Annotated in this window: 14 protein-coding genes and 1 other RNA gene; 5 read left to right on the top strand and 10 right to left on the bottom strand. The window is 54.1% G+C overall.

The window, feature by feature from the left end:
- Nucleotides 1-235 precede the first annotated feature (235 nt).
- Together F3J28_RS14840 and rnpB are read left to right on the top strand one after the other, a co-directional pair.
- Nucleotides 236-1045: a DeoR family transcriptional regulator gene (locus F3J28_RS14840; RefSeq protein ID WP_166877308.1), complete on the top strand. Its 810-nt coding sequence runs from the start codon at nucleotides 236-238 to the stop codon at nucleotides 1043-1045.
- 59 nt (nucleotides 1046-1104) lie between these two features.
- An RNA gene (gene rnpB / locus F3J28_RS14835) (RNase P RNA component class A) lies at nucleotides 1105-1481 on the top strand.
- 548 nt (nucleotides 1482-2029) lie between these two features.
- Here rnpB and F3J28_RS14830 read toward each other — a convergent pair.
- Nucleotides 2030-2956 carry a bifunctional helix-turn-helix transcriptional regulator/GNAT family N-acetyltransferase gene (locus tag F3J28_RS14830; RefSeq protein WP_166877305.1) on the bottom strand — a complete coding sequence of 309 codons (927 nt, stop codon included), beginning with the start codon at nucleotides 2954-2956 and terminating at the stop codon, nucleotides 2030-2032.
- Nucleotides 2957-3236: 280 nt separating this feature from the next.
- On the opposite strand from F3J28_RS14830, the gene F3J28_RS14825 reads away from it, so the two are divergent.
- Complete coding sequence (locus tag F3J28_RS14825; protein ID WP_166877302.1) at nucleotides 3237-4334, top strand: AAA family ATPase; 1098 nt, start codon at nucleotides 3237-3239, stop codon at nucleotides 4332-4334.
- 41 nt (nucleotides 4335-4375) lie between these two features.
- Here F3J28_RS14825 and F3J28_RS14820 read toward each other — a convergent pair whose 3' ends face one another.
- The 6 genes from F3J28_RS14820 to F3J28_RS14795 form a co-directional block, all read right to left on the bottom strand.
- A complete protein-coding gene (locus tag F3J28_RS14820; RefSeq protein WP_166877299.1) occupies nucleotides 4376-5170 on the bottom strand; it encodes a hypothetical protein in 795 nt (264 codons plus the stop codon).
- Between the two features lie 16 nt (nucleotides 5171-5186).
- Nucleotides 5187-6350 (bottom strand): MFS transporter, encoded by a 1164-nt coding sequence (locus F3J28_RS14815; protein WP_008453640.1) that lies wholly within the window; start codon nucleotides 6348-6350, stop codon nucleotides 5187-5189.
- An 81-nt stretch (nucleotides 6351-6431) separates the two neighbouring features.
- On the bottom strand, nucleotides 6432-7223 hold the full coding sequence (locus F3J28_RS14810) for a hypothetical protein (protein WP_166877297.1): 792 nt from the start codon (nucleotides 7221-7223) through the stop codon (nucleotides 6432-6434).
- Between the two features lie 3 nt (nucleotides 7224-7226).
- Nucleotides 7227-8675 (bottom strand): radical SAM protein, encoded by a 1449-nt coding sequence (locus F3J28_RS14805; protein ID WP_166877294.1) that lies wholly within the window; start codon nucleotides 8673-8675, stop codon nucleotides 7227-7229.
- Nucleotides 8675-11314: a glycosyltransferase gene (locus F3J28_RS22500; RefSeq protein ID WP_286178231.1), complete on the bottom strand. Its 2640-nt coding sequence runs from the start codon at nucleotides 11312-11314 to the stop codon at nucleotides 8675-8677. The genes F3J28_RS14805 and F3J28_RS22500 overlap by 1 nt, the downstream gene beginning before the upstream one ends.
- A 1172-nt stretch (nucleotides 11315-12486) precedes the next feature.
- Nucleotides 12487-13188 carry a pirin family protein gene (locus tag F3J28_RS14795; protein WP_166877288.1) on the bottom strand — a complete coding sequence of 234 codons (702 nt, stop codon included), beginning with the start codon at nucleotides 13186-13188 and terminating at the stop codon, nucleotides 12487-12489.
- Nucleotides 13189-13293: 105 nt separating this feature from the next.
- Between F3J28_RS14795 and F3J28_RS14790 the strand changes: the two genes are divergently transcribed.
- A complete protein-coding gene (locus F3J28_RS14790) occupies nucleotides 13294-14184 on the top strand; it encodes a LysR family transcriptional regulator (protein WP_166877286.1) in 891 nt (296 codons plus the stop codon).
- 46 nt (nucleotides 14185-14230) lie between these two features.
- Here the strand turns inward: F3J28_RS14790 and mscM are convergent, their stop codons facing one another.
- The 3 genes from mscM to rsgA all read right to left on the bottom strand — a co-directional run bounded on the left by mscM (nucleotide 14231) and on the right by rsgA (nucleotide 19807).
- The gene (gene mscM, locus F3J28_RS14785) at nucleotides 14231-17569 is read right to left on the bottom strand and encodes a miniconductance mechanosensitive channel MscM (protein WP_166877283.1); all 3339 of its coding nucleotides are present in this window, start codon (nucleotides 17567-17569) and stop codon (nucleotides 14231-14233) included.
- Between the two features lie 145 nt (nucleotides 17570-17714).
- The gene (gene asd / locus F3J28_RS14780) at nucleotides 17715-18674 is read right to left on the bottom strand and encodes an archaetidylserine decarboxylase (RefSeq protein ID WP_166877280.1); all 960 of its coding nucleotides are present in this window, start codon (nucleotides 18672-18674) and stop codon (nucleotides 17715-17717) included.
- A 77-nt stretch (nucleotides 18675-18751) separates the two neighbouring features.
- On the bottom strand, nucleotides 18752-19807 hold the full coding sequence (rsgA, locus tag F3J28_RS14775; protein WP_205247199.1) for a small ribosomal subunit biogenesis GTPase RsgA: 1056 nt from the start codon (nucleotides 19805-19807) through the stop codon (nucleotides 18752-18754).
- A 113-nt stretch (nucleotides 19808-19920) separates the two neighbouring features.
- On the opposite strand from rsgA, the gene orn reads away from it, so the two are divergent.
- Nucleotides 19921-20466, top strand: a complete 546-nt coding sequence (orn, locus tag F3J28_RS14770) for an oligoribonuclease (protein ID WP_166867206.1) — start codon at nucleotides 19921-19923, stop codon at nucleotides 20464-20466.
- Nucleotides 20467-20469: the final 3 nt, after the last annotated feature.

Raw genomic sequence — 20469 nt, 5'->3', positions numbered from 1 at the left:
ATGGGTTAAAACATTTTCTTTCGATTCATTTCATTTAATCGTGCCTGAATGGCGTTTGAGAATAAAAAGAAAGATACTGGAATTGAGATCTGTTTCGCAAAAGAAACATAATGAAAGGCATTGGTGCGCTTACTGCGCCTTTTGAACGAAGATTCCTGGGGCTTGCTTTCTGCTAAAAGAAAGGTGTTAATAGGCAAATAGAAATGAAACGAAAGATATATTGAAAGGTTACCCTATGAGCAACAGCGATACCGCAACGGACAAACGTATTCCGGGTACCAGCGAAAGGCGCGAGCAGATTATTCAGCGCCTTCGCCAGCAGGGAAGCGTACAGGTTAATGATTTATCTTCTTTTTTCGGTGTTTCTACCGTCACCATCCGCAACGATCTCGCGTTTCTTGAAAAGCAGGGCATTGCGGTTCGTGCCTACGGCGGAGCGCTGATTTGTGAGCCCGGCAGCGTGGTAGCAGAGCCTTCGGTGGAGGATAAAAGCTCGCTGAATACTTCACTGAAGCGCAGCATCGCGCGCGTGGCTGCGGACTTGATCCAGCCCGGGGACAAGGTGATTCTGGACTCCGGCACCACAACGTATGAAATCGCCCGGCTTATGCGCCAGCATAAAGAAGTGATCGCCATGACCAACGGCATCAACGTGGCTAATGCATTGTTAGAAGCAGAAGGGGTCGAGGTGCTGATGACCGGCGGGCATTTGCGCCGTCAGTCGCTATCGTTTTACGGCGACAGCGCGGAACAGTCGCTGCAAAATTATCATTTCGACATGCTGTTCCTCGGGGTAGATGCTATCGATCCGGAACGCGGTGTGAGCACCCATAACGAGGATGAAGCGCGTCTCAACCGCAAAATGTGCGAAGTCGCCGAGCGCATTATCGTGGTGACAGATTCCAGTAAATTTAACCGCTCCAGCCTGCATAAAATCATCGATATCCAGCGCATTCACCGGGTAATCACCGATAAAGGCATTCCGGCAGATAGCCTGATCGCGCTGCGTAAGAGCGGGATTGAGGTTGTGCTGGTGGGCGACTAGCTTTTCGTTTCTGGCGGGCCCGCGTGACAGGGGAGATGAAACCCTCTATACTGCGCGCCGAAGCTGACCAGACAGTCGCCGCTTCGTCGTCGTCCTCTTCGGGGGAGACGGGCGAGGGGGAGGAAAGTCCGGGCTCCATAGGGCAGGGTGCCAGGTAACGCCTGGGGGGGAAACCCACGACCAGTGCAACAGAGAGCAAACCGCCGATGGCCCGCGCAAGCGGGATCAGGTAAGGGTGAAAGGGTGCGGTAAGAGCGCACCGCGCGGCTGGTAACAGTCCGTGGCACGGTAAACTCCACCCGGAGCAAGGCCAAATAGGGGTTCACATGGTACGGCCCGTACTGAACCCGGGTAGGCTGCTTGAGCCAGTGAGCGATTGCTGGCCTAGATGAATGACTGTCCACGACAGAACCCGGCTTATCGGTCAGCTTCAACTCATTCATATTGAAACGCCCCGCAGGTGCAAGCCTGTGGGGCGTTTTGCATTCAGAGACAGCAAGATGAATGACTGTCCACGACACTCTTCATGAAAAGAAAGCGGCTTATCGGTCAGCTTCAACTTCCTAATAAACGCCCCGCAGGTGCAAGTTTGCGGGGCGTTTTGCATTCAGAGACAGCAAGACGAATGACTGTCCACGACACTCTTCATGAAAAGAAAGCGGCTTATCGGTCAGCTTCAACTTCTTAATAAACGCCCCGCAGGTGCAAGTTTGCGGGGCGTTTTGCATTCAGAGACAGCAAGATGAATGACTGTCCACGACACTCTTCATGAAAAGAAAGCGGCTTATCGGTCAGCTTCAACTCATTCATATTGAAACGCCCCGCAGGTGCAAGCCTGTGGGGCGTTTTGCATTCAGAGACAGCAAGATGAATGACTGTCCACGACACTCTTCATGAAAAGAAAGCGGCTTATCGGTCAGCTTCAACTTCTTAATAAACGCCCCGCAGGTGCAAGTTTGCGGGGCGTTTTGCATTCAACACATACTATTCCAGCGTTTTAAGCATGCAGATCTCGCAGCTGTTGTGGCCGGTGTTGCCCAGGCTGCCATCCAGGTGTTTGAAACCGAATGCTTCGTAGAGTGAGACCGCCGAGCTAAGCTCATCGAGCGTTTCCAGGTAGCAGTAACGATAGCCGAATGCTTCGGCCTGTTGTATCGCCAGCGCCATTAGCCGTCTTCCCAGCCCTATGCCCGTCACGCTGCTGTCCAGATAGAGTTTCTGTAATTCACAATATTCTTCACCTGCGCCCTGCAGCGGGGCGATGCCAACGCCGCCTAAAATCTTGCCTTCGTGCTCAACTACCCAGTAGCCAGACCCGGGTTTTTGGTAGGCGCTGGTCAGGTCATTCAGCGCCGGATCGTGCAGGCTCACGCCTTCGAGATGATCGATTTTATTATCGCGGAAGCTTTGGCGGATCACGTCGGCAATAGCGAGATTGTCCCCTGGGTGAATAGGCCGGATCTGAACCTGAAGATCCCGTTGGCTACGGGCATTTACCAGCGCCCGGGTCAGCGATTTGACCGACTGATAGATCTGCTGCTTTTCGCTGTCTGATGCCAGAGAAAGGGCCTGGGCCGTGAAGTCGTTGGCGTGTTCGGTGAGATCTTTAAGCGCGACAACTCCCTCGTGGCTCAGGTTGAACACAGTGGCTCTCCCGTCGCTTTCATCCTGCGTTCTTGCCAGCAGATTGGCACTTTCAAGGCCGCGAAGCGTTCTGCTAATGCTGGATTTTTCCACGCACAGGCGGCGGGCAAGCTCCGTTACCCCGGCGGGTTCGCGATCGAGTTCGATCAAAATATGGCTTTGTAACGGCGACAGATCGGTCCCGCTGCTTTTCCTGTTCAGCATGCCCAGCTCGCGCACCATCTCGCGCAGCGCGGCGCGGAATTCTTCAATTTCGTTGGTCTGCATAGCAACTCACATCAATGAGGGAAATGTATTTGGTTAACACTGTTAACTAGTTTGTGTATCATACCGAAATTAAACAGGCAGGCAAGTGACCAGGAGGGCAGGATGCAAAGCAGAGAACCGGATACAACGGACAGAAGGATTGTGATCGGCACGATCGTTGCCGTGCTGTGCTTTTACATTGCGGTTGCGGTGGGATCGCTTTGAGCCTCTGGCGGCAAATAAGTGCGCTTTGGCGAGTATTTGCCATAATGGCCCACAAGTTTCACTGTGGCGAAAAATCATGATCAAATCCCTCTACATCGACAACTACCGTTCCGTGCGCAAGCTTTCCATTGATTTGGGCAGGCTGAACGTGGTGTTTGGGCCCAACGGGTGCGGTAAGTCTAATATTTATAAGGCGATCCATCTGATCCACGGTGCGGGGAGTGGGCAACTGTCTCACTGGCTTTCTGATGAAGGTGGGATCCAGAAAGCGATGTGGGCGGGCGATCGCGCCCGCGGCTACGCCAGCGCGCCGCGCAGGCTGACGCTGGCGGTAGAAACGGATACGTTTGAATATGAGCTGCAGGTGGGCTTTCCCGAGCCGCTGCCGTACCCGACAATGTTTGGCCTCGATCCCATTGTTAAAGAGGAGCAAATCTGGCTCAGCGGCTACCGGCGGCGCCCTTCGTCGTCGGTCATGCAGCGGCGTAATCAGACGGTTTTCCTTAATAACGTCAACGGCGAAAAGGTGACTCACGCCGCCACGCTGTACGAAAATGAATCCCTCTTCGGCCAGCTTGGCGAGCCGCATTTGTACCCGGAAGTCTCCAGCGCCAGGGAGACGCTGCGTAACTGGCGTTTCTACCACGAGTTCGATATTTCCAAAGGCGCTGGCCTGAGGCTGCCGCAGGTGGGCTACCGCTCCCCGGTGCTGTCTGGCGATGGCCTGAACCTGGCCGCCGCGTTTCAGACCATCGTCGAAATTGGCGACAGCGAGCTGATGTTTACCGTGCTGGAGCAGGCTTTCCCGGAATGCACGTTTTTCTGCGATAACAGCGGCGGGCGGTTCCAGATGATGATGAACCGACTGGGGATTAATCGCCCGCTGGAGTCCGCGGAGTTTTCAGACGGCACGCTGCGTTTTCTTTGCCTGACGGTGGCGCTGCTCAGCCCGAGACCGCCGCAGTTTATCGCCCTCAATGAGCCTGAAAATAGCCTGCATCCGCAAATGCTCCCGGCGCTTGCCCGCCTGATTGCTGAGGCAAGCCGCTACACCCAGATTTGGCTTACCAGCCATTCTCCTGAACTGGCTAACCTTATCGAAAAATATACGGCGTTTACGCTGTACGAGTTAGGTATTGAGAAAGGGGAAACCACGATGACCCAGCTGGCCTGACGCCGTTTTCCCTTCCCCGCGAGGAGAAGGGAAGCGTAAGGTTACAGGCTACCGGCAATGGTGATGTAGTCGGTATAAAGCTGCGGGGCGCCGGAGAACGAAGCCAGTTCGCGCCATTCGTCGTACATCCTTTCGCTTTCCTGATGCTCCTTCACAAACTGCAGCGATTTCTCCGTGGAGACGTCCAGTTCCGGGTGGAAAGAGTTCAGCGAGGCCAGGCTTTCTATCTCCAGCATCACCAGATATTGCTCGATGCGGTTGCCGCCGGTGCCTTTCAACATATGGAATTTCCAGCCCGGGTAGTCGTCGATACGGTGAACGTTGTCGCGGATAAACGTATCGAAAGTCTGCGGGGAAACACCTGAACGCAATGCCAGATTATGCAGCCCGACCACGCGTTTAATCGGTTCCTGCCCGTCTCGCAGCTGGTAGTTTGGCCCTTCTGCCAAAGAGCTATGTTCGTTTTCAGCGAGCTGCTGATAGGTGGAGAAAATCGTTGGCAGCTCGCCAAACGTCGCGAAGGTTTTCCAGGTGTTGATAAGCTCAATGCCTGCAGGATGATCGCGCCAAAAAGTACGCGCCTGCTCCGTTTGTTCCCCCTGGCTATCAATATAGCACGCGTAGCTGTCGGCATTTTCTGCTTCGTACAGCATCAGATATTGGTTCTGACGCTCGCCGCGCAGGCCTTTCAGCAAGGTCCAGCGCCAGCCCGGATAGGCCGGGATGTGCACGCCTTTGGCCTGCACAAAGGCTTCGAACGTCTCTTCGGTGACGCCCTTTTTCAGGTTAAGACCTACATAGTGAAGGCTGAATACTGCCGGTGATGAGTGACTCATACAAACTCCTGTTTCATTAACGCTGGCGAGAAATAAACGGCGAACCTGAAGCCACAAACAAAAGCAGCAACAGGGCACCGCTGAAGGTCAAACTGAGCCCAATGTGATGGGCGATAAAGCCAATCAGCGCAGGCCCCGCGAGCAGGCCGCTGTAGCCAAAAAGCGTGACGGCAGGGATCGCGAAATCCGCTGAAACCCCCGGCTGGTTACCGGCGGAGGTGAATAGAATGGGAATAATGTTGGCGAGCCCGGCTCCGGCCAGGATAAACCCCGGCAAGGTGCCCCAATGGGTGAAGACGAGCAGGATAATCCCGATGCCAGCAATAGCGCAGCCGAGGAGCAGCACGAGTTTGCCGCCCAGGGCACTGACCAGACGATCGCCGCTGAGGCGCCCAAGGGTGACGGTGATGGAATATAAGGTGTAGCCGAAGCCCGCGAGCGAAGCGCTCATGCCGCGTTCCGAGGTCATAAATACCGCCGACCAGTCCAGCATGGCGCCTTCAAGCATGAAGACGAAAAAGCAAAGTATCGCGATGGCCAGCACGGGCGGATGGCTAAGCACGCGTAACGTCTCGCCTTTGCTGCTCGTGGCTTTATTTTGTTTGGGCAAAATATTCCGGGCAGAGGCGGCGAGCAGTAAAGTCAGAAAAACAGTGATGGTGCACACGGCAAGCAACGGTGTAGCCCCCAGCCACAGAAAGAAGCTGACGAAGCCTGCGCCGGCAATGCTGCCGATACTGTAAAAGCCGTGAAAGCCGGACATTTTTGCCTGCTCGCTCTCCTGTTCGACGACCACGGCGTGAGCATTCATGGCGACGTCGAGCATGCCGTTGAAGGTGCCGAACAGCAGCAAAGCCAGCGCCATGGCTTCACGCTGGTCAAACAGCATTAGCAGCGGTAAATCCGCGGCAAGCCCCAGCACGCTGAGGATCATCAGGCGGCGGCAACCAAAGCGAGCGATCAGCCGGCCGGTAAACGGCATGACGAGCATCGAGCCTGCGGCGATGCAAAAGAGCAGCAGCCCTAAAGCGCCGTCGTTAATAGCCAGCCGCGCTTTAGCGAAAGGAATTAGCGGGGCCCAGGACGACATGGCTAAACCGGCCATAAAAAATATGGCGCGTGTGGCATGCTGTTCCCGCGACTGTACGTCCGCCAGGGTTGGGGTTGAGTTAATCGTCATAGTAATTTTGTGACTCAATGTGTGAATTCACTCGCGTGAATGCGTCGTGCCCGGTCCTTCGAGCACGCGCGGTGGTAAGCGTTAATTGAGGCTTTCTGCTACCGAGAGGTAATCGGTATAGATTTGTGGCGACCCGGAAAACGAGGCGAGTTTTTTCCATTCCTCGTACATTTGTTTGGTATCGCGGTGCGCCAGGGCGAATTTGGCCGCTTCGTCGGTAGCGATATCCGGTTCGGGGTAAAAGACATCCAGCGCCTCCAGGCTGGCGATTTCCATCAGCACCACATACTGATCGAGCCGGTTACCTCGCTCCCCTTTCAACAGCCGGAATTTCCAGTCCGGGTAATCTTCAATCCGGTGATGGTTGCCCTCGATAAAACGTTCAAACTGTTCGGCGCTGACGTTGGGGCGCAGCGCGAGGTTGTGAATACCAATCACCCGAGCAACCGGCGGTTGCTTCTGGTAGCGGGGACCCGGCTGGACGGTGCTTTTCTGATTTTCGGCCAGCAGGCGATAATCGGTGAACAGCGTTGGCAGTTCGCTGAAAGTGCCGTAGCTGCGCCATTCGGCCAGCAGCGCTCCCGCTTCAGGATGCTGCCGCCAGAACTCGCGCGCCTCTTCGGTCTGGTTGCCGTCTGCGGCCATATAGCGATCCCGCATTGCCGCATTTTCGATTTCAAACAGCATCAAATATTGCCCGGCACGTTCGCCGCGTAGTCCGCGAAGCAGCGTCCAGCGCCAGCCCGGATAGCAGGGAATATGTACGCCTTTATTTTGCACAAAGGTTTCAAACGCCTGCTGGGTGATGCCCGCTTCGGTGTCGATGGCGATGTAAAACAGGCTGAAAACCGGCGTGGTTGAAGAGTGGCTCATCAGTTACTCCTGCTCTGCGTCGGCTGAGATGAATTGGGTGTTAATGATGGCTTCAACCAGCGTGACGCCGATGGGCGTCAGCGTGACCACGCCTTGATCAATCACCACGAGTTCTTTTGCCTGCAGCTTTTCCAGCGTTGGTTTGATGATGCGGTTTTCAAAAAAGCTGTTGCCGTTGAAGCGTGCCGCGAACACGGTATCGTCAACCGGAATGAGCGTGGAGAGGGCCATTTTGAAGGCGTTAACTTCGCGCTGTTCCGGTGAAATGCCGTGGCTTTCTTCGATAGGCAGGCGGCCTTCATCGAGGAACTGCTTGTATTGTTTATAGCCGGTGATATTGATGGCTTCGGCGCGGGTGCATTTCGAACTGCCGCCCAGGCCGATGGCGACCTCGGGATATTGCTTGTCCAGATCGGTAATCAGCCCTTTCCACTTTTCCGCTTCCAGGTGGTTCTGGTGGAAATACATCGTAGGGTGTTCGCGATAGCCCTCGGTGAGGTATTTCTCCACCAGCTCGCGCATTTGATATTGCTTGCCCAGCCCAGGGAACGTCATGTTGTTCATGTTGATCAGCCCTTTTTTCTGCCACAGGCTTTCACGTTCGCCGGATACGCCGGTGCGCGTTTTCATGAACTCTTCCATGTGCAGCTTGGTGCAGACGACGTGGGAGAGATCCAGCTCCAGAGTGCGCTCCATGTCGTACTTCACGTCATCCACGGTTTGACCCAGCATGCCGTAGATAAGATCGACGCTGACCCAGTCAATGCCCTGTTCCCGCGCGCTGCGGATGGTTTCTTCACACTCGTCGGCGGTGTGCTGGCGGCCACAGGCGGCAATAATGGCGTCGTTAAAAGATTGGGTGCCGAAGCTGATTTTGCTGAAGCCCAGCTCTTTCAGAATGCCGATGTATTCGCGGTTTAATGTCCCTGGTTCGCCTTCAAAGCGAAGCGTTGCCGCCGAGAAGTTAAAGTGGGTGTAATAGAAGTCCATCAACCGACGCAGTTCCGGCTCCGGGAGCAGGGAAGGCGTGCCGCCAAAGATATTGAATTCTCCAATTTCCGCTTTTGACAGGCTCGGTACTTTTTCCAGCCACATCTTCGCTTCTTTGATGTTGTAGTCCACCAGATCCCGGAAGACGCCTTCCGCCGAAGGCGATTTCGGGTTGAGAATCACCGTTGGATACTGGCAGAAGTGGCAGCGGTAGCGGCAGGTGGGGATATAGGCCCACAGATGGATCTGTTTCGCGGCCCGAATGTCGTGCTCCATATCGGCAAAGAACGACGCCAGCGGGTAGTGCTCAATGTCACCGGGAAAAACATGGCAGCCAAAAGGATCTTTATGGACGTAGTCCAGAAAAGCCTCGTTCTCAGGCTGGGAGAGGAAGCCGTAAACTGCCGGAACCGGATAGGCCGGGTCGAGATCTTTTAAGGATGCGAGAGCTTCGGTATTCATCAGAAAACACCTCCGTTGGCAAAGTAGTTGTGGGCTTCACCGGACTCGCGATCTTCACAGAAGTACCAGACAAAGCGTTCGAAATCTTTTTCCGCGACGCTGTCAAAGCAGGCCGGAAGCGGCGGTGCAAAGCCAATGTCCTCCCCGACGGCGTTGCGCAGCGCGGTGAATATCTCGTGGCGGAACTCGAAATAGAGCCGGTAGGCTGGCGTTTTGTAGCTATGGATCGGCTTAAAGTCGATGATGCTCATTTCATGCTTAATGGCGTGAATGCGCTGGTAAAGCCGCTCTGCAACCTGCGGGGAGAAAAAGGCACGTACCCGCTCGTTCTCCAGCAAGATGTGCGGATTCAGCAAGGCTGGAAGCACGATGTTTTTCGGGATGTAGTCTTTGATGGAGTATTCCCAACCCTGCCGGGCCTGCTCTTCGGTGAGGTCAATCAGCGTGTTTTTTTGGATTGAGACGTCCGGGCGCACATCTTTCATGATGATGATGCCGTCGCTGCCGTAGGCGATGCCGCTGATAACATCGTCAATAATGGTGTCCACGCGGCGGCTGTTGATTTCCACAAAGGATTCTTTGGCGTAAACCGGCTTGCCGCCGCAGGCGATGATCTTGATGCCGAAATCCCAGTCGTCGGAAAGGTGTTCTACGAAGCGGCCTTTTTCCAGCTGGTAGAAGATCTCGATGCCGCCAATTTTTTCGTACAGGCCACGCTCCACGGCGAAGCCTTTTCCATCCGGGAAGCCGCCGAACAGCGAGAACGACACGTCGCGGCAGCGTAGGGTTTTTTGAATTTCACGGAAGAGGTTGGGGCGCTGCTGGAATGCTTCGCGGTCGTAATAGTAATTGCAGGTCCCGAGATCGCCGTCGTCGGCAATCATTTTTTCTATCAGGGTATGCAGCCAGTAAGGATCCACGGTGCAGTCGGCATCGGCGGAGACAATATAGTGTTTATTGCTTTTGCCCAAGCGGGCATCACGTGCCCTTGAGCGCAGGGCGGCGTAATCCATACCGCATTTACGGGCCGAAGAGACACCCTGAATCTTCTCCTGAATAATGTGCACATCCATCGCCGGATGTTTTTCTTTGAAGCGGTTTATCTTGGCCACGGAATCATCGCGGGAGTTGTTATCCACGATGATCACTTCATAAGCGTCATGGGTTACCAATCGGCCATGCGTTTGTTGGCCAAATAATGAGGCTAAAACTTCATCAATTCGGTCGCTTTCATTGTAAACAGGCAGCACTACCGAGACGAAAATGTTATCGCGCATATCTACTCCTGGGGCGGTGATATTCAGAATGTCCATCACGTTGTTAGAAAGGATGTTTTTGCCGATGGCGAAGTTCTTCGCGGCTATACGCTCCATCTCAGGTTTATTGGTAAGCAGTAAAAAAACTTCGTTGATGAAGGCTTCGTCAGGCAGGCCGTCTTGTCCGTCAGAAATAGGCATCACTGGGGCTTCAAAGCCGTGCTGGCCGTAGACTTCCGGATAATATTCGTAGCGGGTGGTGATGTAGCAGCGCTGGCTGCTGATCGCCTCCCCAATGGGGTTACCGTAGCTGTCGTAGTCCCATGAGGTCAGGAACGACACCAGGTCACAGGAATGGTAGAGATCCTCGATGGTGATTTTTCCCAGGCTTTTGGGCATGAAGTTATGGTGCAGCGGGCCAAGAAACTTCACATAGGGCGTAATGTCCAGCTCCTGTGCCAGTTGCTCCAGCTCGCCTGCATGCGTGGCGTGCTCACGGGTATCACCGGCGATCAAAAGCCAGACGGTTTTATCAATATTGTGCTTTCTGAACAGGTGGTTAAGGCGCTGTACCAGCAGTACGTCACGGTCCAGGCGCTTCTGTGGAATGATGCGCGTCGTTCGGGCAATAACTATGTCATCGGCGGAAATATCCAGGGATGACCGGATGTTTTTCAGCGCCTGTTGGCCGGTAAAGCTGTAGGTATTTTTTACTACGTGAATATCGACTTCCCGCTGGCACCAGTGTTCCAGCTTTTCTTTGAGATCGTTATTCAGCGTTACGTAGCTAATAAAAGGGGATTTGACCGGTTTAATGGCATGGTTGTACGGCGGTAAACCATACTTCATGATATTTTTCTCGCTGTTCCACATGAGGTCGTGATCGCGCCAGATAACAAAATTTCCTAACTGGTGACGGTGGCCGTATTGTTCTATAGCGAGATAAAGTGCGCGGGTATAAATTATATTCTCTGGCAGCGTACCGTTTTCGACAATCACGGTGCAAATTCGAAGCTGTTCCCATTGAAGTAAAATTCTTTCGGCCAGACTTTGGGCGGAATATTCAACGGCGCGGATTATTTCTGCTTTTTCTTCAAATGAAACAGAAAGCCTTTCGCTGATAAGTACGGCGTGTGCTTTTTCAATAAACTCTGGGGAGTAATGAGGTACAGATGTAATCCCACTGATGCGCGTTAAGGTAAAAGCATCGCGATAAATTTCGGGCTCATGATCGTAAGGCTTATTAAAATTGCCTTTGTCAACCTTAATATCGTACCCAAGATCGAGATAAGAGTTGATGCCTTTTTGTTTAAGGCTTTGTGAGACTTTTAATGCTTCTACCGTAATACCCGAGACGGCAACAGCATCAAAAGAGATAAACATGGCATATCTTTGACCATAAACATCCATGGCGACTACCCCTTTGAAGCGAAACTGCTACGCTTATTTGTTGTAAGCAATTGATACATCCTGAATGACTGAGCTTTCGATAACGCCCGAAGCCATTCGGAACCGGCAAAATCAGAAAACATCGTCAGCAGCCGTGCCGGTGCTGACTTTCAAGTGCTGTATGTATCAAAGTGCCTGCAAGAATAAGCTTGCGGGATAGGTAAACGCTTTGGCGTTTATCAGTATTATATTTTTTCTTTTTAGGTCGAGAGCGATTACCGGTTTTATTTAATTTTTCGGCTCGCTTTATCTGGCATTTTTCTGATTTTGTAATTATCAGTTTTTAATTTTTTTATTGATGTTTGTTGGCTTTCCAGAGTGGTTCAAAAGAGAGGCCAATCTTAAACATCTCCTTTTTTTTTCGTAAAGTGGGAACGTTCCAGTTGGTGAGCGTTATCACACATTCTTATTTTGTTTTTAAAGTTTAATTTTTAATAACCGGACGAGCATTAATATCCATTTTAGGACTTTGAAATAATGAATTGTGTAAACGTTCAGATACTGGTTTTAAAAAGTGGCAAGTGTTGGGAATGTTCCCAGTGTGGTGCGAGTTTACTCATTCTTTGCCTGCTGTTCCTACTTCAACAAGGCTAATATTTGCAGAATATAAAAGGTAATTTATCGCTTTATCCTAATAAAAGAGCGCTCTCAGGTATACTGAACCCTTAACTTTGGTATGGGAAGAGTAAAACTCACACCAGGTATTCGTAACTCATTATAAATATTAGGTTATTATTTAAGTCATGATAAATAGTAAGGGCTAGAGGAAACGCAGCCCTTAAATATTTACTTACTATATGGGGCTTTTACAGAAGCGGAACTGGTAGTCTACGCGCGCGCTGATTGCAAGATTGAATGATGATTTATCGAAATATTTGAATGAGTTAGCGGTTGCACCGACCATGCAGGTGAGCATTAATCAAAGTAATAAAGCACCAAAACCAACGAGAATATATCGGGGGATGTTATTCGTAGGCATGGCAATATTTGGCCGTATGCGGCTTGTGTCCTGGATGAGGCGGTTTTCTACAGAATGAATTTTGCGGAGAAATACCCAGGGATAGAAGGATGCTGCCCCTTTCAGGACGAAAGAGGCAGGCGGTAGGTTAGACCGGTAAGTCGATCAGCAGGCCGCGCAGCGGCGTATCGGCGACCAGGGTGATATTCGCCTCATCACGAATAAACGCGCCATCGCCGCATGTGAGCGCTTCTTTCTCTTCTGATGGCGTCACCGCATGCACCGTGCCGTGAATTGACTGCAGATAGGCCCGTGGGCCATGAAGCTGGAAGCTTAGCTGCTCGCCCTTTTGCATCTCAATATGGTGGATCCACACCTGCTGGCGGAGCTGCAGGCTGTGATTGCTGCCATCCGGCGAGGCAATCAGCTGATGAGATGTTCCCGCTAACGGGATCTTTTGTACCAGCGGATTTTCACGATCCGGGCAGGCATCCAGCCACAGCTGCATACGCGTCAGCGATTTCTCTTTACTGAGGTTGTGCTCGCTATAGCTGATCCCCGGCTGGGTGGAAAGCAGCAGGACCTCACCGGCGCTGGCCTGGATATGGTTGCCTTCGCTGTCGCGGTATTCCGCTTCCCCTTCCAGAATCAGGTTGAGGATGTCTACTTTCGGGTAGCCGCGCGGTTGAAACGAGGCTCCAGGGGCCAGAACTTCCTGGTTGAGCACGCGCAGAGAGGCGTAGCCCAGCAGTTTCGGGTCGAAGTAGTGTCCAAAAGAAAAGGTGTAGCGAGCCTGCAGCCATCCGTAGTCAGCTTTACCACACTGTTTGGCTGTTCTTGTCGTAATCATAATTCTTGACCTCTCTTTACACTAAACCCATGTTAAGGGTCTGGACGCTGCATTGTTAGCCAGTTAATCTGCTCGGTATGTTCAAATTTCCTGAATGAGAACGAAATGGCGAAAGAAAGGGCGTTGACGCTGGAAGCGTTAAGGGTCATGGATGCGATCGACAGGCGCGGGAGCTTTGCCGCTGCGGCCGACGAGCTGGGACGTGTACCGTCCGCGCTCAGCTACACCATGCAAAAACTGGAAGAAGAGTTAGATGTGGTGCTGTTTGACCGATCGGGCCACCGCACCAAATTTACCAACGTGGGGCGTATGCTGCTGGAACGAGGGCGCGTGCTGCTCGAAGCGGCGGATAAGTTGACCACTGACGCGGACGCGTTGGCGCGGGGCTGGGAGGCAAACCTGACCATCGTCACCGAAGCGCTGGTGCCGACGGAAAAACTGTTCCCGCTGGTGGATAAGCTGGCCGATAAAGCTGACACCCAATTATCTATTTTCACCGAAGTGCTGGCCGGGGCCTGGGAGCGCCTGGAGCAGGGCAGGGCGGATATTGTTATCGCGCCGGATATGCACTTCCGCAGTTCCTCGGAGATTAACTCCCGCAAGCTTTACAAAGTGATGAGCGTTTATGTTGCCGCGCCGGATCACCCGATTCATCAGGAGCCGGAGCCTCTTTCTGAGGTGACCCGCGTGAAGTATCGTGGCGTGGCGGTGGCCGATACCGCCCGTGAAAGGCCGGTGTTAACGGTGCGTCTGTTGGATAAACAGCCGCGCCTGACGGTGAGCTCTATCGAAGAGAAGCGGCTGGCGCTGCTGGCCGGGCTTGGCGTGGCGACGATGCCGTATCCGCTGGTTGAGCAGGATATTGCCGAAGGCCGCCTGCGGGTGGTTAGCCCGGAATATACCAACGAGATTGATATCATCATGGCGTGGCGGCGCGACAGCATGGGCGAGGCCAAAGCCTGGTGCCTGCGTGAACTGCCTAAACTGCTGAAATAAAAAAACGCGTTGGTTTTTTGCCAACGCGTTTTGCCCTTCCTTGAAATTACAGGCTGCCAGGCGTTCTGGCGGCTCTGCCCGCGGATTTAATCGTCTTACTGCTACGTTGCCCGCCGAGGCTCTCCAGACGCATCTGGAACGGTGGGAACGGCATCTCGATGTTGTGCTCGCGGAAGCCCTGCAGAATCAGCTGGTGGATTTCGTGGCGCAGCGGCATTCGATGGCCCATTTCCGCCGCGTGAATACGCAGTTCGAACATCTGGATACCTTGCTGGAGATCAACCAGGAAGGCTTCTGGCGCTGGCGTATCGAGCACCAGCGTGCAGCGATGTGCGGCTTCCAGCAGGACCTGGGTGACCTCTTCCGTATTTGCTTCTGACGGAGCAGGAATCGTGAGCACCACGCGCGTGACCGAGTCCGAAAGCGACCAGTTGATGAACTGTTCGGTAATAAAGGCCTGATTCGGCACGATTATTTCTTTGCGGTCCCAGTCGCTGATGGTTGTCGCGCGGGTGTTAATTCGCGTGATGGTGCCCGTCAGATCGCGGATGGTGACCGTGTCGCCGATGCGTATCGGCTTCTCGAACAGAATAATCAGGCCGGAGACGAAGTTGGCAAAGATTTGCTGTAAACCGAAACCTAAGCCTACGCTGAGCGCCGCCACCAGCCACTGCAGTTTGGACCACTCAATCCCCACCATCGAGAAGCCAACCAGCCCGCCGATCAGCAGCAGCAGGTACTTCGTGATGGTTGTGATCGCATAGCCGGTGCCGGGGGTTAAGTTCAGGTGCTGGAGAATCGCCAGCTCCAGCAGCGCGGGCAGGTTACGCACCAACTGGGTGGTAATAATCAGCACCAGAATGGCAATCAGTACCGCGCCAAGCGTTATCGGCTCGATGCTTTCCACACCCTGAACCGTGGAGGTGACATCCCACAGCGTGATGTTACCGAGGAAGCCAAACGCCGAGTGGATTTCCGACCACAGAACGATCACCGACAGCAGGGCGATCAGCGTCAAAATCGAGCGAACCAGGCGCAGGGACTGGGCGCTGATGGTATCCAGATCGACTTCCGGTTCGTCCACGGTTTCGGCCGATCCTTCAGTGCTGTTGGCATGCGCCGTCTCTTCTTCGCCACGCGCTCGCTGAGCAAGGATTTCAGCCCGACGGTGTTTGGCGCGGTCAAAGGCCAGGCGGCGGCGCTGAATCAGCATCCAGCGGCGAATAATGTGATAAATCACCAGCAGCAGGAACCAGATAGCCACGGAGGTTTCCAGACGCGCCAGTAGCGCCTGAGCCGTCGCCAGATAGCCGACGACAGCCGCCAGAATGGCCATCAGCGGCGCGCAGAGCAGCAGGTTCCACAGGATGGTATTGACGATGTTGTCGCCATTGCCCTGTTTGTCGAGGTAGAGCGGCAGCCCGGCGCGCTTAAGGCTAAGCGTCACGATAGCCAGCGCGCCGCAAATCATGATGAAGCAAAGCCTGCCCAGCGAGGCAGAAAACTCTCTGTCGTTGAGGTTATCGAACATAATCAGCGCCATGATCAGCGGCACAATCAGGCCGATGCTCATGATGTAGTAGCGCATGGCCCGGCCTACGCGCTCGCGCGGCCAGCCGAAATGCACCACAAACAGCCCGGTAGGGCGGGCGAAGGTCGCACAGATCATCACCCCCCAAAGCAGGGGAACCGTGGCGGTAACACCGTCGCCAATCGCCACTGCGATAGGGTAAGGCCATGCCTCCTGCAAACCATAGCCGAGCGTCGCCCACAGCACGGGGAGCGGAGAGGCGACCAGAATCGACCAGAACACGGTGCGTAGCGTCAGGCGGAAGTGATCCTGGGTCACTTTGCCGACTTTGGCGCTCGAACGTTCCAGGAAGGCGGTGAAGTGTCGGCGCGAGCTAATGCTAAACCCGACCAGAATCAGCGCGCCAAAGAGCGGCAGCAGCGTCTCTTTGCTGGTCACCATCATGATCGCGGCCTTGCCCAACTGGCTAAAGGTATCCAGCGACACCAGACGCCGCAAATCCTGGACGATTTCCAGCGGCCAACTGATGCCTATCGGGCTGACGTCCGATGTCCAGAAAAGGTAGCGGTGGGTCGCCTCGTTCACCTCTTTCAGGGCATCTTCCAGTTGGCTGTTGGCCACTTTCAGCTTGGTGAGTTCAAGGATCAGGGTATCGCCGCCCTGCAACAGCGAATTCAGCAGCTCTCGCTGGGTGCGAAGCTGGGCCTGCAGGATCTTATTTTGTTCCGGCGTTAACGGGCTGCCGTCTGCCTGGCGAACCTGTCGCAGTTGAGCATGCTTATTGAGCAAATCTTCATAGTGCAGGCGCTCTACGCGCAGCTGAGCCAGCTCGGTATCCAGCTGCTGCGGTTTGGGCATGTCCGGTAGCCGGGCGACCTGGGCACGAAGCGCTTCACCCAGCACGTTGGAAACGCCGAGCCACTGGGACTGTTCGCGGAGCGTATTCAGCGCCTGGCGGACCTCCAGCGTCTGGTTATTGGCCTGACGCTGCTGAGAGGCGACCAGATCCATACGCTGAGCTTGCTGATTGAGTGCCTGGGAAAGCTCGCGGTTATTTTTGAACTGCTCGACGATTTCCGGCGGCAGGTTAGCGCTGGTTTCCGCCAGCAGTTCGGTGCTTTCCAGCGCCTGTTCCGCCTCACGTTGGCGCTGGCTATTGAGCTGATTTCTCAACGCCTGGAGATAGGCATCCAATTGGGTGCTTTGCTTTTGCGCCAGTTCGGCGCGCATGCGCGAAAGCTCCTGGCGGTTGTTAGCGGAAAGCTGCGCCAGTTCGAGTTCATCAACCTGCGCTTTCAGGCGTGCGGATTCGGCCTGCAGCAGGAAGTGCTGGGCCTGGGCGAGCGGGGTACTGCCGCTTTGTTGGGCACCGGCGCGGCGCTCGATGTCGTTAAGCTGGCGGCGCGCATCCGTTTGCTGCTGAGGGAGCTGGCTTAACGAATCGCTGATATCCCGGGTTCTTTCCTGTTCCTGCTGAGCAAGGCGGCTTTTGTCCAGAAGCTGGCTGCTGACCTGCAGGATCTCCTGGTTCAGCGCGTCGCTGCTCATGCCCGGGGAAACTTCCTCGGGTTCATCGCGCAGGTTGGTCAGTTGCTTACGCAGGGTTTGCGACAGTTTAGGGAAATTATCAATGACTTGTTGGTATTGTTCGGCGCGTTCGAGCGAGGCTTTACGCTCGTCCAGCGCATTCAGTGCCGACTGGAGTGCTTCTACAATTTCCGCCTGGTTAGGCGTGTTTTTGGCGGCCTTAGCCTGCTCCAGTTCCTGCGAGATTTGTTTTGCATCGGGAGCTGTCGCTGCGTATGCCCCCAGGCTGAGGCACCAGGCCATCAGGAAAGTGATAATCAGGCGCACGTCAGTTACCTATAACGTTGCTGGAAAAGAGGGAAAACCATGTCTCCCTCTTGGATGTTTTAGCAGAAAATCAATGGGTTGATTTTCGTGGTTAAGTGCTGTGAGCTTGCAGGCTCCGGGGTGACCGGTCGCCTGATTTTAGACGTTATTCTGCGGTTTTTGGCGCTTCGGGTTCGTCTGCTTTGGTGTCCAGCACCTCGGCAGGAATTTCGCTCACCGGAACTTCAGGCTCAATGACGGGTTCGCTTGAGACTGCCAGCACTTCGCCGATTTTGGTGACGGACAGGTTTTTCAGCTGCTCTGCCAGGTTTACTTTACCCGGCGCAAAGAGGTTAATCACCGTGGAGCCCAGCTTGAAGCGACCCATTTCCTGGCCCTTAAGCAGTGCAACGGCACCTTCACTTTCGCCTGCAGGCCATGTCCAGCGTTTAATCACGCCTTCACGTGGTGGCGTAATGGTGCCAGCCCAGACAGTTTCAATGCTGCCAACAATGGTAGCACCAACCAGAATTTGCGCCATTGGGCCAAACTCGGTGTCGAACAGGCAGATCACGCGTTCATTACGGGCAAACAGGTTCGGGACGTTTTGCGCCGTCAGGTGATTGACGGAGAAAAGGTCACCCGGAACATAGATCATTTCACGCAGAATGCCGTTACACGGCATGTGCACGCGGTGGTAGTCGCGAGGTGAAAGATAAGTTGTGACGAAGCTGCCGTTGCGGAACAGGTCGGCCATCAGATAGTTACCTGCCAGCAGCGCTTCCAGGCTGTAGTTATGGCCTTTTGCCTGCAGGATTTTATCTTCTTCGATGCGGCCCAACTGGCTTATCACACCGTCGGCAGGCATCACCAGCACGTTAGGATCGGTATTTACCGGGCGTACGTCATCGCGCAGTGGACGCACAAAAAAGTCATTGAAGGTGCGGTAAGCGGCGGTGTCCGGCTTTTGCGCCTCATTCATGTCGACTTTGTAGTATTTGACGAACAGATCGATGACCAGTTTGGTCAGCCAGCAAGCACGTTTGCTCGCGCCCCAGCCCGCCAGGCGAGTCAGCCACAGTTTTGGCAGAATGTACTGCAGCGAAAGTTTAATGTTGTCTAACAAAATAGCCTCCTGGCTAAATGCCCTGCATGTGGGCCGATACAGAAAAGGGGCGATTCTAGCGGCGCCCAGCTTAATTGTCAGTTGTCAGTATCAGAAAAGCTTTTACGCGTTTTTACCTGCGCCATGCTTTCCAGAATGCGGTGGTAGTTTTCGAAACGTGTTTCAGCGATCTGGCCTTGTTCCACGGCTTCTCGCAGGGCACAGCCTGGGTCATTGTCGTGGCGGCAGTCGCGGTATTTACAACGGCCTAAGTAATCATGGAATTCGACAAACCCTTGGGTGATTTGTTCAGGCTCGAGGTGCCAGAGGCCAAATTCACGCACGCCGGGGGAGTCAATGACATCGCCGCCGCCCGGGAAGTGATACAGGCGGGAAGCCGTGGTGGTGTGCTGGCCAAGCCCGGAGACGTCGGAAACGTCATTCACCAGAATTTGTTTATCGGTGAAGCCTAACAGGTGATTCAGCAGGCTTGATTTACCCACACCGGACTGGCCCGCAAAGATGCTGATGCGGCCCACGAGCTCGGCTTCAAGCTCTTTAAGCCCTTCTGCTTTATAGCTGGAAACCATCAGCACGCGATAGCCAATTTTGCGATAGATATCCATCTGCTCGTTAACGAAGGCCCGGCCTTCATCGTCCAGCAGATCGGTTTTGTTCAGCACCAGCAGCGGCTCAACGTCGAGGGTTTCGCAGGCAACAAGATAGCGGTCGATAATATTCAACGACAGCTCCGGCAGAATGGCCGAAACGATAATGATTTGGTCAATGTTTGCCGCAATCGGTTTTACGCCGTCGTAAAAGTCCGGGCGGGTCAGAACGGAGGTACGCTCATGCACGGCCTCCACAATCCCTTTTTTCGAGACGCCTTCGGCGGCCTCTTTCGCCAGGCGCCAGACTACCTTGTCGCCGGTAACCAGCGAACGAATGGTGCGACGAATGTTGCAGCGATGTACCGTGCCTTCATGCGACTCGACGTCCGCATGCTGGCCAAAGCGGCTGATGACCGTGCCTTCGCGCGGTTCACCAAACTGGGCATCGTCATAGTCGGCTTTCTCCACGGTTTTTGTCAGACGACGCTGGTGGTTCGCGTTGACGCGGCGCTGCTGTCCTTTGGAGAGTTTATTTTTGCTCAAGCGTACTGGCTCCTGGTCGCCCCTGGGGGGCAAAACCTCTATGATACACACTATTTTATACGAATTAACCCATCGTCAAGGGTGGGCGACGCACAAGAAGGGTGGAAAATAGCATGAGTGGAAACGAAAACAATCTGATTTGGATTGATTTAGAAATGACCGGTCTGGATCCCGAGCGGGATCGCATTATTGAGATTGCTACCCTGGTGACTGATGCCAACCTGAACATTCTGGCAGAAGGGCCAACCATCGCGGTACATCAGTCTGATGCACAGCTAGCGCTAATGGATGACTGGAACGTTCGCACCCATACCGCAAGCGGGCTGGTTGAACGGGTGAAAGCAAGTCCGCTTGATGACCGTGCTGCGGAGCTGGCGACGCTGGCGTTCCTGAAGCAGTGGGTGCCTGCGAATACTTCCCCAATTTGCGGGAACAGCATCGGGCAGGATCGTCGCTTCCTGTTTAAATATATGCCTGAGCTGGAAGCCTACTTCCATTACCGTTACCTCGACGTGAGCACGCTGAAGGAGCTGGCGCGCCGCTGGAAGCCGGAAATTTTGCCAGGCTTTAAAAAACAGGGAACCCACCAGGCGATGGACGATATTCGCGAGTCGGTAGCGGAGCTGGCTTACTATCGTGAGAATTTTATTAAGCTTTAAAAA

Source organism: Enterobacter sp. Ap-1006 (assembly GCF_011752835.1).
Taxonomy (GTDB): Bacteria; Pseudomonadota; Gammaproteobacteria; order Enterobacterales; family Enterobacteriaceae; genus Cedecea.
Note: the sequence above shows the minus strand (reverse complement) of the source record. Positions and strands in the feature narration are given on the sequence as shown.

Coding starts and splice junctions, on each gene's coding strand:
- F3J28_RS14820 (WP_166877299.1), bottom strand. CDS start 5,170: ATGAGTCACTCATCACCGGCAGTATTCAGCCTTCACTATGTAGGTCTT.
- F3J28_RS14825 (WP_166877302.1), top strand. CDS start 3,237: ATGATCAAATCCCTCTACATCGACAACTACCGTTCCGTGCGCAAGCTT.
- F3J28_RS14790 (WP_166877286.1), top strand. CDS start 13,294: ATGGCGAAAGAAAGGGCGTTGACGCTGGAAGCGTTAAGGGTCATGGAT.
- orn (WP_166867206.1), top strand. CDS start 19,921: ATGAGTGGAAACGAAAACAATCTGATTTGGATTGATTTAGAAATGACC.
- F3J28_RS14840 (WP_166877308.1), top strand. CDS start 236: ATGAGCAACAGCGATACCGCAACGGACAAACGTATTCCGGGTACCAGC.
- F3J28_RS22500 (WP_286178231.1), bottom strand. CDS start 11,314: ATGTTTATCTCTTTTGATGCTGTTGCCGTCTCGGGTATTACGGTAGAA.
- F3J28_RS14810 (WP_166877297.1), bottom strand. CDS start 7,223: ATGAGCCACTCTTCAACCACGCCGGTTTTCAGCCTGTTTTACATCGCC.
- F3J28_RS14795 (WP_166877288.1), bottom strand. CDS start 13,188: ATGATTACGACAAGAACAGCCAAACAGTGTGGTAAAGCTGACTACGGA.
- F3J28_RS14830 (WP_166877305.1), bottom strand. CDS start 2,956: ATGCAGACCAACGAAATTGAAGAATTCCGCGCCGCGCTGCGCGAGATG.
- F3J28_RS14815 (WP_008453640.1), bottom strand. CDS start 6,350: ATGACGATTAACTCAACCCCAACCCTGGCGGACGTACAGTCGCGGGAA.
- F3J28_RS14805 (WP_166877294.1), bottom strand. CDS start 8,675: ATGAATACCGAAGCTCTCGCATCCTTAAAAGATCTCGACCCGGCCTAT.